Genomic DNA, 16,430 nt, shown 5'->3' on the forward strand with positions numbered 1-16,430 from the left:
CGCGATGCATGAGACGCAGCTTAGAGACATTCCGCGTTATCGTTTATCGCCGAGATGCCGCCCAGATCAAGCTCTGCCCCCACAGCTTGATCGCATTCGAATTCACACTCTTTGAATAACCAGAGCAAAATCAGTCCCCTCAATCCTTGTCCGCCTGCATATCCAGACCACTCTGCGCATCCCATCCACCGCCCAGTGCAGCGATCAGTTGAACACTGGCAATAAGACGACTTTGCAGCAAGGTCAGCACGCTGCGCTCATTGCTCAGGGCGGTGGCCTGGACGTTGACCACGTCCAGGTAACCAATGAGGCCAGCCTTGTACTGATTGCTGGTCAGGCGCAGAGATTCACGGGCAGCGTCCAGTGCCTCGGCGCGCACGCTGGCTTCGTCTTCATAGACTTTCAGCTGGGTCAGGTAATTTTCCACTTCCTGGAAGCCAGTCAGGACAGTCTGGCGGTACTGCGCCACGGTCTGGTCGTACACCGCTTCGGTGCGATCCACTTCCGCTGAACGCTGACCGCCATCGAACAGCGTCATCGCCAACTGCGGGCCCACCGACCAGAAACGATTGGGCAAGGTGATCCAGTTGGAGAATGTACTGCTGCTGTAACCACCGCTCATGCTCAGGGTGAGGTCCGGGTAATACGCCGCCTTGGCGATACCGATGTTGGCGTTGGCCGCCATCACCGAACGCTCGGCCGCCGCGATATCCGGGCGACGCTCAAGCAACTGCGACGGCAACTCCAGAGGAATCGCTGGCAGCGCCGGAATAGAGGTGCTGGCCACCAGATTGAAGTTCGCCGGAGCCTGCCCCATCAACACGGCAATGGCGTTCTCGAACTGAGCACGCTGCCAGACCAGATCGATCAGATCAGCCTGAGTACTTTTCAGTTGGGTTTGCGCCTGAGCCACAGAATCACGCCCGGAGATTCCGGCGCGGTATTGATTCTGGGTCAGTCTCAATGAGCGCTGATAAGCCTCGACAGTGGCCTCCAGCAAACGCTTTTGCTCGTCAATCACCCGCAGTTGCAGGTAGTTCTGCACCAACTCTGATTGCAGGCTCAACCGCATGGCAGCGAGATCGCCAAGACTGGCCTGGGCGCTGGCAGTATCGGCTTCCAGTCCGCGACGCAACTTGCCCCAGATATCGGCTTCCCAGCTCACGCCCAACTGAGTGTTGTACGTATCACGAATACCGCTGCTGGAACTGCTCAGGCTGGAACTGCTGCTGCCCGTGCCCTGGCTTGAACGGGTTTTGCCAGCGGAGAAATCGAGAGTCGGGAAGAACGCCCCGCGAGAACTGCGAACCAGCGCCCTGGCCTGACGGTATTGAGCCTCGTACTGGGCGACGGTCTGGTTGGAGCTGTTGAGTTTCTCTACCAGTCCATTGAGCTGGGTGTCGCCGTAAACTTCCCACCAGGCACCCCGGGCCATCGCATCACTGGGTGTGGCCTGGGTCCAGCCTTCAGCCGCTTTGAACTGCGCAGGCGTCGGCATTTCAGGCTTTTGATAATCCGGCCCGACCGCGCAGGCACTCAATAGCGCAGCACACAACGCCAGACACAGCGCGCGTCCTGGCCGGAGTTTGAAGGATTTGATCTTCTGCTGTGCGGTCATAGCGGAGTTTCCAGAGCGGCATCGGTGCGCACGCCACGCCATTTATTGAAACGATGGCGTAAACGGTCGAGATAGAGGTAAACCACCGGAGTGGTGTAAAGGGTCAGGACCTGGCTGAACACCAGACCGCCGATGATGCACAGACCCAGTGGACGACGCATTTCAGCGCCATCCGCTGTGCTCAACAGCAGCGGCAGAGCCCCGAGTATGGCTGCCATGGTCGTCATCAGAATAGGCCGTAGACGCTGCAGGCAGGCGGCGCGAATCGACGCTTCGGGACTCATGCCACTGTCGCGCTCAAGTTGCAGCGCGAGGTCAATCATCATGATCGCGTTTTTCTTCACGACCCCAATCAGAAGGAACAGGCCCAGCAACGAGATCAGGCTGAATTGCGAACCCAGCACGTAAATGCTCAGCAAGGCCCCTACTCCGGCCGACGGTAGCGTGGACAGAATCGTCAGCGGATGAATGTAGCTTTCGTACAGGATGCCCAGCACCAGATAAACCGCCAGCAAGGCACCGAGAATCATCCACGGCTGGCTTTTCTGGGTCGCGGCGAACGCATCGGCGGTACCGGCCATCTTCGCGATCACATCCGAAGGCAAGCCGACCCCCGCGACGGCGCGCTCAATGGCAACTGTGGCCTGATCGAGGCTATAGCCTTCGGCCAGATCGAATGAGATGTTTTCCGAAGCAAACTGACCGTCATGGGAAACCGTGTCGTCGGCCAGACTGCGCTCATAGCGTGCGATGCTCGACAGCGGCACGCGATTGCCGTCCGCAGTAATCACCTGAACCTGCTCAAGGGTCGCCGGGTCCTGAGCAAACCGGGGATTGACCTCCATCACCACTTTGTACTGGTTGAGGCTGTCGTAAATCGTCGACACCTGACGCTGGCTGTAGGCGTTGTTAAGCACCGCAGTCACCATGTCCATATCGATGCCCAGACGTTTGGCGGCGTCACGGTCAACCTGCAACGTAACCTGTTGAGCACCGCGTCCTTCCCGGGCATCGATGGCCGTCAGCTCCGGCAGGGATTTGAGCGCTGTAACCACTTTCGGATACCACTCACGCAACGCATTCAGGTCGCCGCTTTGCAGAATGTATTGATAGGCCGATGTGGTCTGCTCGCGGCCACCGCCCAGTTGCAAGTCCTGATCCGGGGCCAGAAAAACGCGTCCGCCCGGCACCTTGGGCATTTCCTTGCGCAAACGTTCTACGACCTGTTCGGCGCTGAGTTTGCGCTCGGATATGGGCTTGAGCCGCACCAGCATGAACGCGTTATTGGTGCCGTTGGTACCACCGATGAAGCCTGTCACTGTATCTACAGCCGGATCGGCGAGTATCGCATCGCGGAATATCTCCATCTTCGGCTGCATGACCGTGAACGAAAGGCCGTCATCGCCCCGCACAAAGCCCATCAGTTGCCCGGTGTCCTGAGTCGGCAGGAATGTCTTGGGCACCACCACATACAACGCAACGTTGACTACCACTGTGACCAACAGGCTCAACAGCGTCAGACGTCGATGACGCATCACCCAGCCGAGACTGCGGTCGTAGCCTGCCACCATGCGGTCATTGACCCGGTTGCTCCAGCGTTGCAGCCTGTTCTCGCTGCCTGGCACATGCGGCTTGAGCCAGCGCGCGCACAGCATAGGCGTCAGTGTCAGGGAAACCAGCAACGAGACGATGATCGACGCCGAAAGCGTAATGGAGAACTCGCGGAACAGGCTTTCCACCAGCCCGCCCATGAACAGAATCGAGATGAACACCGCCACCAGCGACACGTTCATGGCCAACAGCGTGAAGCCCACTTCCTTCGCACCGAGGTACGCCGCCTGCATCGGGGCAACGCCTTTATCGATGTGTCGGGAAATGTTTTCCAGGACCACAATGGCGTCATCGACCACCAGCCCGGTGGCCAGAATCAACGCCATCAGCGACAGGTTATTCAGGGAAAAACCGTACAGGTACATGATCGCGAAAGTGCCCACCAGGGACACCGGAACTGCCAGGGTCGGGATCAGCGAAGCCCGGAAGTTTCCGAGAAACAGGTACACCACGAGGATTACCAGAATCACCGCGATCAACAGCGTCATCTCTGCTTCGTGCAGCGTCGCCTTGATGACTGGCGAACGGTCCATCGCCAGCTTCAGCGTGGCGCTGGCGGGCAAGACAGCCTCCAGGGCCGGCAATTGCGCCTTGATCTGCGCCACGGTTTCAATAATGTTGGCCCCCGCCTGCCGGTTTATAACCAGCAGCACGGCAGGTTTTTTGTTGAAGAAGCCTGAGTTGTAGCGGTTCTCCACACCATCGCTGACTTTCGCGACATCCTTGAGCCGCAGCGCTGCGCCATCCTGATAACGGATGATCAACGACTCATAATCCGAGGCTTTTTCCAGTTGGTCGTTGGCCTGAACCTGCCAGTTATACCGGGAGTTTTCCACTGCCCCTTTCGGACGACGGACGTTGGCGTTGTTGACCGCCGTCCGCACCTCATCGAGGGACACGCCATACTGGTCAAGCAACTGCGGCTCAAGTTCGATACGTACCGCAGGCAACGAGCTGCCGCCGATCTGTACTTCACCCACACCGCTGACCTGAGACAGGCTTTGGGAAAGGATGGTTGACGCCAGGTCATACAGTTCGCCCTTCTCCAGCACCTCGGACGTCAGCGACAGGACCATGATCGGCGCCTGGGACGGGTTGACCTTTTTGTAGGTGGGCATGCTGCGCATACCGCTGGGCAGCAGGTTTCGCGAGGCATTGATCGCCGCCTGCACTTCCCGCGCCGCGCCGTTGATGTCGCGGTCCAGGTCGAATTGCAGGATGACCCGTGTGGACCCCTGGCTCGAACGACTGCTCATGGTGTTAATACCGGCAATCGATCCCAGCGAACGCTCCAGCGGCGTCGCGACACTGGATGCCATGATCTCGGGGCTGGCACCCGGCAAACTGGCGGAAACCACGATGACCGGGAAATCCATGTTTGGCAGCGGTGCGACGGGCAGCAAGCCGAAACTGACGCCGCCCAACAGCATGATCGCCAGGCTCAGCAGCATGGTTGCTACCGGCCTGCGTATGAAAGGACCGGACAGGTTCATGCGTCGGCCTGCTCCAGACGCGCATCAGCGTCCGGTTTACGGCCCCAGCGGCGGCCCATGCGATCGAAGTACAGGTAAATCACCGGTGTCGTAAACAAGGTCAACACCTGGCTCAACATCAAGCCGCCAACCATCACCAGACCCAACGGTTGACGCAGCTCAGCGCCAGAACCGCTGGCCAGCATCAGCGGCACGGCGCCAAACAATGCCGCCATTGTCGTCATCAGAATCGGCCGGAAGCGCAGCAAAGCCGCCTCATAAATGGCTGTTTCAGGATCCACCCCCCGGTTGCGCTCAGCATCGAGGGCGAAGTCGATCATCATGATGGCGTTTTTCTTGACGATACCGATCAACAGGATGATGCCGATAATCGCGATCATGCCCAGATCGTTGCCACTGATCAGCAACGCCAGCAAGGCCCCCACCGCCGCTGACGGCAACGTTGAAAGAATGGTGATCGGATGGATGTAGCTCTCGTAGAGCACGCCCAGCACGATATACATGGTCACAACGGCCGCTAGGATCAGCAGCAAGGTGCTGGACAACGAAGCCTGGAAGGCTTGCGCTGCCCCCTGAAACTCGGTCTGTACGCCAATGGGCATGCCAATGTCTTTCTCGACCTGCTGAATGATCTCCACCGCTGACCCCAGTGCAACATTCGGCGCCAGGTTGAAAGACATCATGACTGCCGGGAACTGCCCCAGATGTGTTATCGCCAGTTGCGCCTGACGTTGTTCCACATGGGCCAGACTCGACAGTTTGACCTGTGCACCGTCGGTGGTCTTGACGTGAATCTGCTCTAGCGCCTGAGGCCCCAATTCGCTGGCGGATGCGGCCTGCAAGACCACCCGATACTGACTGGCCTGAGTGTAGATCGTCGAAATCTGCCGTTGACCAAACGCGTCATACAACGCATCGGTGATGTTTGCCACCGTCACGCCGACACGACTCGCCGCATCACGGTCGATTGCCAGATAGACCTGTAAACCCTTGTCCTGCAAATCGCTGGCAACATCCGTCAGTTCCGGACGCTTGCTCAGCGCATCCACCAGCCGACCGCTCCACAGACTCAGTAATTCGGCGTCCGGGGAGGACATGCTGAACTGATACTGGGTACGGCTGACCCGGTCCTCAATGGTCAGGTCCTGAACAGGCTGCAGGAACAGACGTATGCCGGACAGCTTGTCCAGTTGCGGCTGCAAGCGCTGGATGATCTCGGTTGCGGTGACATCCCGATCGCCGTGGGACTTCAGGTTAATCAGCAGACGCCCGCTGTTCAGAGTCGCGTTATCGCCATCCACACCGATGTAGGACGAAAGACTGGTCACGTCGGGATCTTGCAGAATGATTTTCGCCAGTGACTGCTGTCGCTCGCTCATGGCGGCGAAGGAAATCGATTGCGGTGCCTCGGAAATCCCCTGAATCACGCCGGTGTCCTGCACCGGGAAGAAGCCCTTGGGCACCACCATGTAAAGGAAGACGGTCAATGCCAGCGTGGCAATCGCCACCAGCAACGTCAGCGGCTGATGCTTGAGCACCCAACGCAACTTGTTGCCGTACGCTTCAACCAGCCAGTCCAGCCAGGCACCGCTGGCGCGGTAGAAGCGGCTTTGCTCTTCTTCCCTGGGTTCACGCTTGAGCAACCGGGCGCACATCATGGGCGTCAGGGTCAGCGACACAACCAGCGATATCAGGATCGCCACCGCCAGGGTGATCGCAAACTCGCGGAACAACCGCCCTACTACGTCAGCCATGAACAGCAGCGGAATCAATACGGCAATCAGGGAGATCGTCAGCGACACCAGCGTAAAGCCAATCTGCTTCGCGCCCTTGAGCGCCGCCTGCATCGGTGATTCACCCTCTTCGATATGTCGTGAGATGTTTTCCAGCATAACGATGGCATCGTCGACCACGAAACCGGTGGCAATCGTCATGGCCATCAATGTCAGGTTGTTGACCGAAAAACCCGCCAGGTACATCACCCCGAAGGTGCCCACCAGAGACAGCGGTACTGCAATCGACGGAATAATCGTGGCGCTGAATCGACGCAGAAACAGGAAAGTCACCAATACCACCAACACGATGGCAATAAGCAATTCGTGTTGCACGTCTTTGACCGAGGCCCGGATCGTCTGGGTCCGGTCCGTCAGAACCACAACATCCAGCCCCGCAGGCAAGTTATCGGTGATGCTCGGCAGCAACGCCTTGATGCGATCCACAACCTCGATAACGTTGGCACCCGGCTGACGCTGGATGTTGAGGAGCACCGCCTGATTCTCGTTGGCCCAGGCCGCAAGACGCTCGTTCTCGGCACCGTCGACGATTTCCGCTACATCCTTGAGGCGCAGCGGCGCGCCGTTGCTGTAGGCCAGAATCAGATTGGCGTATTCCTCAGGGGACTTGAGCTGGTCATTGGCGTCGAGCATCGACACCCGGGTTGGACCGTCGAAATTACCCTTGGGCTGATTGACGTTGGACGCACCAATCAAGGTACGCACATCCTCAAGGTTCAGGCCGTTGGCGGCCAGTGCCTCGGGATTGACCTTTATCCGCACCGCCTGACGCTGGCCACCGGCAATGCTGACCATGCCGACGCCGCTGATCTGGGAAATCTTTTGCGCCATGCGCGTGTCGACCAGATCGTTGAGTTTGGGCAACAACATGGTCTTGGACGTAATAGCCAGGGTCAGGACCGGGGTGTCTGCCGGGTTGACCTTGTTATAAACCGGAGGAGCCGGCAAATCGGTGGGCAGAAGATTGGTCGCAGCGTTGATCGCGGCCTGTACCGACTGCTCGGCCACGTCCATATTCAGGTCGAGACTGAATCGCAAGGTAATCACCGACGCACCACCGGAACTGGTGGACGCCATCTGACTCAGCCCCGGCATTTGTCCAAACTGGCGCTCAAGAGGCGCGGTGACGGCGCTGGTCATCACTTGCGGACTGGCGCCCGGGTACAACGTCATGACGCGGATAGTCGGGTAATCGACTTGCGGCAGTGCAGATACCGGGAGCAACTTGTAAGCGATCAAACCGGCCAGAACGATGGCGAGCATGCTCAGGGTCGTTGCGACCGGCCGCAGGATGAACAGTCTGGAGATGTTCATGCGCGAGTGCTTTCCGCCTTGCCAACCGACGCCGACTCATCAGTATTCTTGCCCGGCTTACCCTGTAGCTGCTGACCAGGGGTCGTCGGGACATCCTTGCTGTCGCTGACCACTTCTACCGTAGCGCCATCCCGCAGGCGGTCAGTGCCCTCCAGCACGACACGATCCCCGGCAGACAGCCCTTCGCTGACCACTGTCAGTTGTTCGTTGTTGGCGCCAGTCTTGAGTGCGCGGATCTTGACCTTGTTGTCGCCATCCATCGCGTACACAAAGGTGCCGTTGGTACCGAACTGAATCGCAGCGGTAGGCACCAGGACAGCCTGCTTGAGGGTATCGGCCAACAGATGCACATTGACGAACTGGTTAGGGAACAGCACTTCGTTCTGGTTATCGAAGCGGGCCTTGAACTTCAGCGTTCCGGTGGCCACATCGATCTGGTTGTCAAGACTCGCCAGCACGCCTTGGGCCTGCTGCTTCAAGTCACCGCGATCCCAGGCCTCCACCGGCAGCTTGTCGCCACTGCGGTAGCGGGTAATTACGTTGGCCAGGTCTTTCTCGGGCAGCGTGAAAGCAACGGTAATGGGTTTGGTCTGGGTGATGATCACCAGCGCCGTGGTGTCATTGGCCGCCACCAGATTGCCGACGTCCAGTTGCTTGAGGCCGATACGCCCGGCAATCGGGGCACGAATGCGGGTGAATTCAAGATTGAGTTTGGCGTCGCCTACCGCTGCCTGATTAGTCTTGATCGTGCCTTGATACTGATTGACCAGCGATTCGGCGGTATCCAGCGTCTGCTTGGCAATACTGTCTTCGGCATACAGACCACGATAGCGCTGCACGTCCAGTTGGGCGTTTTTCAGCAGAGCCTGATTGGTCGCCAGTGTACCTTCCGCCTGCTGCAGGGCGATCTGATAACTGCGTGGATCAATCTCGGCCAGCAAGTCCCCGGCCTTGACCATTTGCCCTTCCTGAAAGTTGATCTTGACCAGTTCGCCCGCCACCCGGCTGCGCACATTGATGGTGTTCATCGCCGTCACGGTGCCCAGTGCCTTGTAGTAAATCGGGAAATCACCCAGCACTGCCGGAGCCACCCGAACCGGCACGGGAATAGTAGAACCACCAAAGCCAGGACGCGCCACGCCACTTTCGGCCGTACTGCCTGATTTGCGGTGCGCGCCGTCTTTGCCCGGCGCAGATGCAGGCCACAACCACCAGCACAAGCCGACGATAATCAACAGGACCAACAGGCTGATGAGCCAGCGACGGGAACTACGGGGGCCAGACGATTGCATGAATAAATCAACCATTGCGGATGGGGCTTTTCAGGAGGCTGAACAATAAGCACAGATGCGTGACAAGCAAAGCGCCTTTACCGGCAATTTACTTTGTCCTTACTTTTGTTAAACAGCTGAAGCGTAAACGAAAACGGCCTGAACATATTCAGGCCGTCCAGGTATTGCCAGGTGTTACTTCAATACGGCCAATGCTGCATCGTAGTCAGGTTCCTGGCCGATTTCCGGGACCAGTTCGCTGTGCAGCACTTTATCGTTCTCATCCAGTACGACGACAGCACGAGTGGTCAGACCAACCATAGGGCCGTCAGCAATGGCAACACCGTAGTTTTCCATGAACTCGCCGCCACGCAGGGTGGAGAGATTTTTCACGTTTTCCAGACCTTCCGCACCGCAAAAGCGCGCCTGGGCGAACGGCAGGTCGGCGGAAATACACAGCACGACGGTGTTAGTCAGGTCATTGGCCTGGGCGTTGAACTTGCGAACGGAAGTTGCGCAGGTCGGTGTGTCGACGCTTGGGAAGATGTTCAGCACTTTGCGCTTGCCGGCAAAGTCAGCCAGGGTCACGTCAGCCAGATCACCGCCGACCAGCGAAAATGCCGGAGCCGCAGCGCCGACTTTTGGCAGTTCGCCATTGATTTGGACAGGGTTGCCTCTGCGAGTCACTTGAGCCATGAACTGAGTCCTTTTTCCACGGGTTGATTAGACGGAGAAGTTAACCATGAAAGTGTTGATCGACCTAGAGTGCAGGTGGTTGTTAATAAAATCGCGTTACTGCTCTGGAACGCTCGCCCCTGCGGGAGCAATCCAATTCCAGCAGATACATGGGTTTTGTCAAAAATCCCGTTTGTAAAAAATATCCAGCGAACTGGCCAGACCACTTGCAGCTTCCAGGTAGACCTTTTTGCTCAACATGTAGCGCAGGGCGATGGTATTCGCTGGTTCGAACACCCCGACGCCATAGCGCAAACTAAGTTTGTCGGTAATTTTACCGCTGGCGACGACGTTGGTTTTTTCCCCCGAGCCCGAGGTGTCCAGTTCAAAGTCACGAATGCCCAGATCCTTGGCCAGCTTGCCAGTGGTGGACTCACTGCCCGCCAGCCCTAGCGCCAAGGCAGCCTGGGCCATCATGTTGCTGTCTTCGCCCGTGTTGTTCAACGGCCTTCCCAGCACCAGGTAGGACAGCGCCTGCTCCTGACTCATGGCGGGCTCGGAGAATACCGTGGTGGTCGGTTGCTCGGCACTGCCCGATAACCGAATGCCTGCGACGACATCATCTGTTTGCCGAATAGCCTCCACATCCAGATACGGTTGATCGATTGGCCCGGCAAACAACAGCCGCGCTTTGCGAATCGTCAATCGCTGCCCATAGGCGCGATAGCGGCCATTGTTGAGGTTGAGTTCGCCGCGAGTGTCCAGGTTGTCACCAATGTGCACCCGCCCCGCGAGGTCGGCCGTCAATCCAAAGCCTGTAAAACTGAGTTTTTCCTGCCCTACCTGAACGTCGATGTCCATGGCCATCGCCAGTGGCGGCTCCCCCTCCTCTGTTTGCTGCCCAACGATCACCGTGTCGCCTGACAATTTGACTGTGGACGGCGGCAGCTCGCGAACAGTTATCGTGCCTTGGGGAATCAATACTTTGCCGGAGATACCCAGGCGACCACCCTGCATGGAGATTTTCAGGTCAGGCGCAGCTTCGAGTCTGGCATAAGGTTCAACCATAATTGGCAGACGCGAACCTTTGACGCTTAGATCGACCGCCAGCGCCTGACTCCATCCAATCTGCCCGGCCAGACGCCCTACCCCGGTATCGCCACTTTTCCAGCGGCCGTCGAGCTGAACGTTTTCTCCGGCGATCAGCGCCTGAATCTGCAAGTCCTGCACGCTCATCGGCAACTCTGGCCCGGATACCTCGCCACCACTGAGGTTTACGCTGCCGTTCACTTGCGGCGCAAGAAGACCACCAGACAAACGTCCGCTGCCATTCAAGCGCCCATTGAGCTTCTGCACCATCGGCAGGAACGGGCGGGCAATGGACAGATCAAGCCCGCTCAGGTTGAAGTCGCCACTCAAGGTCTTGTTCTGCGCCAGTGGATCAATGCGGGCGTTTACCTGCAACGTCCCAAGCTTTCCACCACGGAAATCCAGGCGACTGTCGATCAGTTTCGGGGTCAGTTTGCTGGTCAGAACCAAACTCTCGTAAGGGAAGTCCAGCCACTGATCCTTCTCCTTGATGCGCAGCGCCCCACCGCTGGTATTCACCGTAATTTGACCGTTAGGGCCAGCGGCAGGCACATCGAGTTGCACGTCAGCATTAAGCGAGCCTTTCCAGGCGAAATCCTTTGGAAGCCACTGAGCCAGACTGTCGAGAGGGAAATTCTTCAAGTGGTAACGCAGACGCGGTTCGGGCATCAGGCGCTGATCTTCACCACACAGACTGGCCGCGCCGGAGAGCCAGCAATGTGCACCAAAGTTCACCTTGCCGTCAGCCAGACGCTCGAGCCTGGCCGGTTGCTGCAATTGCCAGCGTTGACCACCCGTCTGCACATCGCCACTGGACAGCCTTCCGCGCCAGTTGCCCTTGTCGAGGTTACCGTCCAGACCCAGCGCCAGTTTTAGCAGTGGCCCCTGCAAGTCGAGCTTCATCTGCTGACGTTTGATATCGCCCTGAGCATCAACAATAAGAGTGCCCAGTTGCTTGTCGCCCACTTGAATACCGCTGCCTTTGATATCGACGTTGGCGCGCTGGGCGTTATCGAGCCTGGCGTTCACGTTCAGCGTTTTTAGTTGATTGCCTTGAAACGCTAATTGCGAGCCTTGCATGCCCAACTGGCCTTGGGGCGCGTTCAACGTACCGGCCACATCAAGGCGGCCTTTGACCTGTCCTTGCAGCCCTGGCCATAGCTGTCCCAATCTTGGCAGGTTGATATCCAGTTGACCCAGCAGACGCTGCTGGAGGCTTCCATTGCCTTGAACCCGGTTATCCCCGAGGCGCACTTCAAGCGCGCCGACATTCCACTTGTCACCCGCGCCATCAGCTTTGACCTGCAAAGCCGCAGGCTGACCACGCAGTCGTCCCTTTAGGTCCAGATCCGCGCTCAGGCTCAGCTGCTCGTTTCTGATCTGCCCTTTGCTGCGCAGCGGTCCGGCCAGCGTGCCCGGCATCTGCGCGACCCAATAGGCAGGGTCAATGGCGCTCAGGTCCAGAGCAGTATCCCAGCCGATGCCATCGGCAAATTGCAGGTTGAGGTGCCCTGTGGCCTTACCCTGCCCGGCAACCATCTCCAATTGCGGCAGGAAGATTTGAGTCAAATCACCACTGAATGGACTCACAAGACTGAACGCACCTGCCGGACCGTCAAGATTGGCGTTGAAATTCCCCAGATATTTACCGTCGGTGTAGGACACTTCCCCAGTGAATTTGCGCAAGGCCACCTGTGGTTCTTCGATCAGTGGATACAAGCGGTGCCAGGGGAAATCAAGCCAGTCGAGCTTCGCATCGGCACGAAACTCATGTTCCCAGTTCAATGCCCCTTTGAGACTCAAGTGCTGCTCGGCACTGGCATTCAGATCAAGAGCCTCGATCACTGCACCCTTGGCATCAACGCGCCCGTTGAGTGCCAGAGCCACAGGACCTTGCTCGGCAGGCAGACTGGCCGAGCCCTGTAGCTCATAACCGTTTTGAAGATCGCCCTTCGCATCCAGTAGTAACTGATTGAGTTGCAGGGTATCCGGCAATGAGCCGGTCGCTTTGAACGGTTCGGCACTGATCCTTAACTGTGCGGGCAGGTTCTCCGCCAGCGGTTGCAGTTCGCCGTCCAGCAAGCCCTGCAGATAGCCACTGCTGATGCCCTTGAGCTGCAGGGTTTTGAGCAGATCACCCTGGATATCCAGATTGAGTGTCCAGGCGCGACCGTCGATGTCAGGTAGTTTCACTAAACCGGTGGCGGACAAAGGCCACTCCCCGGACGGCTGAATCAGGCCAGCCAGATCCAGCACCAGATCATCCCGACGCGCATGAACGTTATCCAGACGCAAACCTTCTGCGGTCCAGTGCGCGGCCAGTTTTAAGTCGGCGACCTGCTCGTTGCCATCCAGTGACACACTGCCGATACGCACATCGCCCAGACGGATCGCCAAAGGCAGCTTCAGATCGGGCAACTGCAAAGGTTCGCTTTGCGCTGCATCGTTAGCCGGGGCCAGTTGCAGGCGAACCTGATCAGCGTGAAGCTGCTCGATACACAGGGTCATTTTCAGCAGGCACCCAGGCGACCAGTCCAACACCGGTTTGTCTATTTCGACTCGAGTGGCCTCTTGTTGCCAAATCAAGTGATCAGCCTGCCATTGCCCGCCCAGGCGGCCATTGAAGTTTTGCAGCTGCAAACCCGGTACGCGTGCCAACACCCATCGGCTACCCGTCTCAGTGCCCAGTAGCCCCCACAGACTGACAAACACCAGCAGCACAATGGCGACCAGTGCCAACCCAAGAGCCTTCAGCGAACGTCGCCAGTTGAACGGCTTCATAGCTCAGGCCCCATGGAAAAGTGCAGCCGAATGCCGCCGTCATCGTCCAGTGCATGAGCCAGATCCAGGCGCAACGGGCCTACCGGTGAAACCCAGCGCACGCCAATGCCGACGCCAGTCTTGAGGCTCGGCAATTCCAGCGTATCGAAAGAGTTGCCTTGATCGACGAAGGTCGCTACTCGCCATTTTTCAGCGATGGAGTATTGGTATTCGACACTGCCCGCCACCATGTAACGTCCGCCAATACGGTCACCGTCGGAGTTTTCCGGTGAAAGCGTCTGATAGTCATAACCGCGAACGCTTTGGTCACCACCCGCGAAGAAGCGAAGAGACGGCGGGATCGATTTATAGCCATTGGTGGCGTTGCCGCCGAACTGCACGCGGGCGAGAAAGCGGTGATTGTCCCAAAGCGTGGTCAGGCCCTTCAGCAACACATTGCCATGCAGCAGGTTCGAATCGGACATCAGCCCTTCCTTGGCGACTTGAGCATCGAACTGCAGGCGGTAGCCATTTTGCGGATCGATACGATTGTCGCTTCGCAGATAGGAATAGCTGACGCCCGGCATCAGCAGCGTGCTGAGGCCCGAATCATTGCCCAGTCGATACTCCTCGCGCTGCCACTTCAATGAGACAACCCGCTCCCAGCCGCTGGGTAATTTGCTGTGCCATTCCGGGCCAACCGTGAGCAGCTTGCTCAGCGTGTCAGTCCCGGCGATCTCCTCGTATTGATACCCACCTGCAAAGCGCAGCTTGTCAGTCAGCGGCGGGTCCAGCGGGATGTCATACCAAAGGCCGACGTTCTGACGCGGTGCAGACAATTCACTTTCGATGCCGTAGCTGTGGCCTTGGGGATTGACCCAGTGCCGGGTCCAGTTGGCCTTGCCCCGCGGTCCGACGTCCGTTGAATAACCCAGCCCGAGGCCCATGGTGCGAGGTTTACGTGTCTCCAGCTGGACAGTGACAGGAATCTCTTGGCCCACAGCGGCGGTCGGCGCCGCATCCACACGCACGCCCTCGAAATAGCCACTGGTTTGCATCGCCTGATTCAGTTCGGCAATCAGTTCGGAATCGTAAGGCGTGTTTTCCTTGAACGGCACCATGCGCTTCAGCAAGTCGTCATCAAAAGGCGCGTCGCCACTGAAGCTGACTTTGCCCAGCGAATAGCGCGGACCGCTGTCGTAAACCAGATCGATGTCGGCAATACCGGCAGCAGGATCGACCGAGAGACGCTGCTGGATGAACCGACCGGAGAAGAAACCATAGCGAGATGCCTGATTCAGGATCAGGCGCTTGGCGTCTTCGTAATGACCATGATTCAGCACCGCACCACTTTTCAGCGCATCGCCTTCGGGGACCCGAAATGCCTTGAGTGAAGCGGCTTCGCCTTCAATGCGTACCGTGACGTTGCGCAAATGAATGGGCTCACCCGGCTGAACCTTGATAACCAGGTGTGGCTGATTGTCTTTACCGGTCTTTACTTCACTGGTGATTTTCGCCTGGTAATAACCCAGCGCCTGCGCTGCGCGCTGCGCCTGCTCTTCGGCACCGATGCTGAAATGCTGCAGGCTGTCAGCATCACGCTCGCCGGGACTGCCCACATAGCCTTCGATGTTGGCTTTGAGCGCGGAATTGGCAGGCGTGACCTTTACATCCAGCTGTCCTTCGGCGAACGCCGTGACGCTGGATACACCAAGAATCAAACCGCTGGTAAACATTGCAAGAAACTTCATGGCGCGAATGCTAACACGGGCAACGGCTATCACTGGAACACGCCAAGCAGTTGAAATTTCATGCCTTTATGCCGTGGCTTGCAGTAAAACCTGCGGATTTGGGTGGAAAAATACGTGTTCGAGGACGGGTCCTACAGCCACTTCACCGATTTCCTCGTAACCCTGTCGCTTAAAGAACTCAAGATATCGCGCATTTCCCGTATCGAGGACGATGCCCTGGGAGTTTTCATCTTCGGCGCACCAATTATGGACAGCCTGCAACAGTTGCTCACCAAGCTGTTCACTTTGAAATTCTGGATGAATTCCGAGCAGAGGTAATACATGCACGGACTCTGAAGGCAGACACGCCAGGACTGCGTTGTAGTATTCCAGGTAACGGCGCGTGCAGTTGAAGCCGGCGCTGAGCACCATGCGCAGGCGCCACGCCCAGCTTTCGGTAATACCCAGGCGTCGCTGCGGAGGTGCGATCAGCGCTGCACCGACCAGTCGGTCATTGATGAACAGGCCGATCGCGGGCAGTTGCTGAAGAAAGTGCTGTTTGACCAATGCTTTGACTGTGGCGCGTACGCGCTGGTCAAAGCCGCTGCGTTCAGCGTTGAGCAGGTAGGCGAAACTCGGTTCGCGGCGATAGGCTTCGTAAAGCAGGGAGCGGGTTTCCCTCGAGTAACCGCTGTCGAGCTGACGCACTTCAGCCACGATGGCAGACGATTCTGGCATGGAACAACCTCTCATTAACGGCGCAGCTCGGACGGCAGCGCTCCATTGCTACAAGGGTTCGAGTCATGGCTCGCAGCCACAGTTCCAATATCCTTTTGGGATGTCTTTTGGCGCGTAGGTGCTTGGGCATCTTTGGAAGTATTTGCTAGAAGCTATGGTGGTTTGTGTACATATCCGTTGTCGGAGTCACGGCTGATATTGGTTGCGCTTTTACAGCGCCTCACTTTTGAAAGGAGCCCAAAAGTAAGCAAAAGGCTCTTGCCCACCACTCGGCACCTCGCTGTCGCTCGGTGTACCCGCCCGCAGATCCTGAACCGTGGGCCGCCGCAACGGGCCAT

General features: G+C 57.9%; 8 protein-coding genes. All 8 read right to left on the reverse strand.

Translation table 11 applies throughout. From position 1 onward, the window contains the following. Positions 1 to 139: 139 nt before the first annotated feature. On the reverse strand, positions 140 to 1,618 hold the full coding sequence (locus tag RX972_RS24090; protein ID WP_316879225.1) for an efflux transporter outer membrane subunit: 1,479 nt from the start codon (positions 1,616 to 1,618) through the stop codon (positions 140 to 142). Then, the gene (locus RX972_RS24095) at positions 1,615 to 4,722 is read right to left on the reverse strand and encodes a multidrug efflux RND transporter permease subunit (protein ID WP_316879227.1); all 3,108 of its coding nucleotides are present in this window, start codon (positions 4,720 to 4,722) and stop codon (positions 1,615 to 1,617) included. The genes RX972_RS24090 and RX972_RS24095 overlap by 4 nt, the downstream gene beginning before the upstream one ends. Next, entirely contained in the window at positions 4,719 to 7,829 is a 3,111-nt protein-coding gene (locus tag RX972_RS24100) for an MdtB/MuxB family multidrug efflux RND transporter permease subunit (protein ID WP_027897984.1), read from the reverse strand. Before RX972_RS24100 ends, RX972_RS24095 begins: the two co-directional genes overlap by 4 nt. Next, positions 7,826 to 9,136 carry an MdtA/MuxA family multidrug efflux RND transporter periplasmic adaptor subunit gene (locus RX972_RS24105; protein ID WP_122395351.1) on the reverse strand — a complete coding sequence of 437 codons (1,311 nt, stop codon included), beginning with the start codon at positions 9,134 to 9,136 and terminating at the stop codon, positions 7,826 to 7,828. The genes RX972_RS24100 and RX972_RS24105 overlap by 4 nt, the downstream gene beginning before the upstream one ends. A gap of 159 nt (positions 9,137 to 9,295) precedes the next feature. After that, a complete protein-coding gene (gene tpx / locus RX972_RS24110) occupies positions 9,296 to 9,796 on the reverse strand; it encodes a thiol peroxidase (RefSeq protein WP_095093918.1) in 501 nt (166 codons plus the stop codon). A 159-nt stretch (positions 9,797 to 9,955) separates the two neighbouring features. Further along, positions 9,956 to 13,645 (reverse strand): translocation/assembly module TamB domain-containing protein, encoded by a 3,690-nt coding sequence (locus RX972_RS24115; protein WP_316879233.1) that lies wholly within the window; start codon positions 13,643 to 13,645, stop codon positions 9,956 to 9,958. After that, positions 13,642 to 15,375: an autotransporter assembly complex family protein gene (locus RX972_RS24120; RefSeq protein WP_316879235.1), complete on the reverse strand. Its 1,734-nt coding sequence runs from the start codon at positions 15,373 to 15,375 to the stop codon at positions 13,642 to 13,644. Before RX972_RS24120 ends, RX972_RS24115 begins: the two co-directional genes overlap by 4 nt. Positions 15,376 to 15,441: 66 nt before the next feature. Further along, positions 15,442 to 16,092, reverse strand: a complete 651-nt coding sequence (locus tag RX972_RS24125; RefSeq protein ID WP_316879237.1) for a GNAT family N-acetyltransferase — start codon at positions 16,090 to 16,092, stop codon at positions 15,442 to 15,444. Positions 16,093 to 16,430 lie beyond the last annotated feature (338 nt).

The sequence above is a fragment of the Pseudomonas syringae group sp. J309-1 genome (genome assembly GCF_032582135.1).
GTDB classification, from domain to species: Bacteria; Pseudomonadota; Gammaproteobacteria; order Pseudomonadales; family Pseudomonadaceae; genus Aquipseudomonas; species Aquipseudomonas quasicaspiana.

Excerpts from the sequence above, each read along its gene's own strand:
- RX972_RS24090 (WP_316879225.1), bottom strand. The coding sequence starts at position 1,618 with ATGACCGCACAGCAGAAGATCAAATCCTTCAAACTCCGGCCAGGACGC.
- RX972_RS24095 (WP_316879227.1), bottom strand. The coding sequence starts at position 4,722 with ATGAACCTGTCCGGTCCTTTCATACGCAGGCCGGTAGCAACCATGCTG.
- RX972_RS24100 (WP_027897984.1), bottom strand. The coding sequence starts at position 7,829 with ATGAACATCTCCAGACTGTTCATCCTGCGGCCGGTCGCAACGACCCTG.
- RX972_RS24105 (WP_122395351.1), bottom strand. The coding sequence starts at position 9,136 with ATGGTTGATTTATTCATGCAATCGTCTGGCCCCCGTAGTTCCCGTCGC.
- tpx (WP_095093918.1), bottom strand. The coding sequence starts at position 9,796 with ATGGCTCAAGTGACTCGCAGAGGCAACCCTGTCCAAATCAATGGCGAA.
- RX972_RS24115 (WP_316879233.1), bottom strand. The coding sequence starts at position 13,645 with ATGAAGCCGTTCAACTGGCGACGTTCGCTGAAGGCTCTTGGGTTGGCA.
- RX972_RS24120 (WP_316879235.1), bottom strand. The coding sequence starts at position 15,375 with ATGAAGTTTCTTGCAATGTTTACCAGCGGTTTGATTCTTGGTGTATCC.
- RX972_RS24125 (WP_316879237.1), bottom strand. The coding sequence starts at position 16,092 with ATGCCAGAATCGTCTGCCATCGTGGCTGAAGTGCGTCAGCTCGACAGC.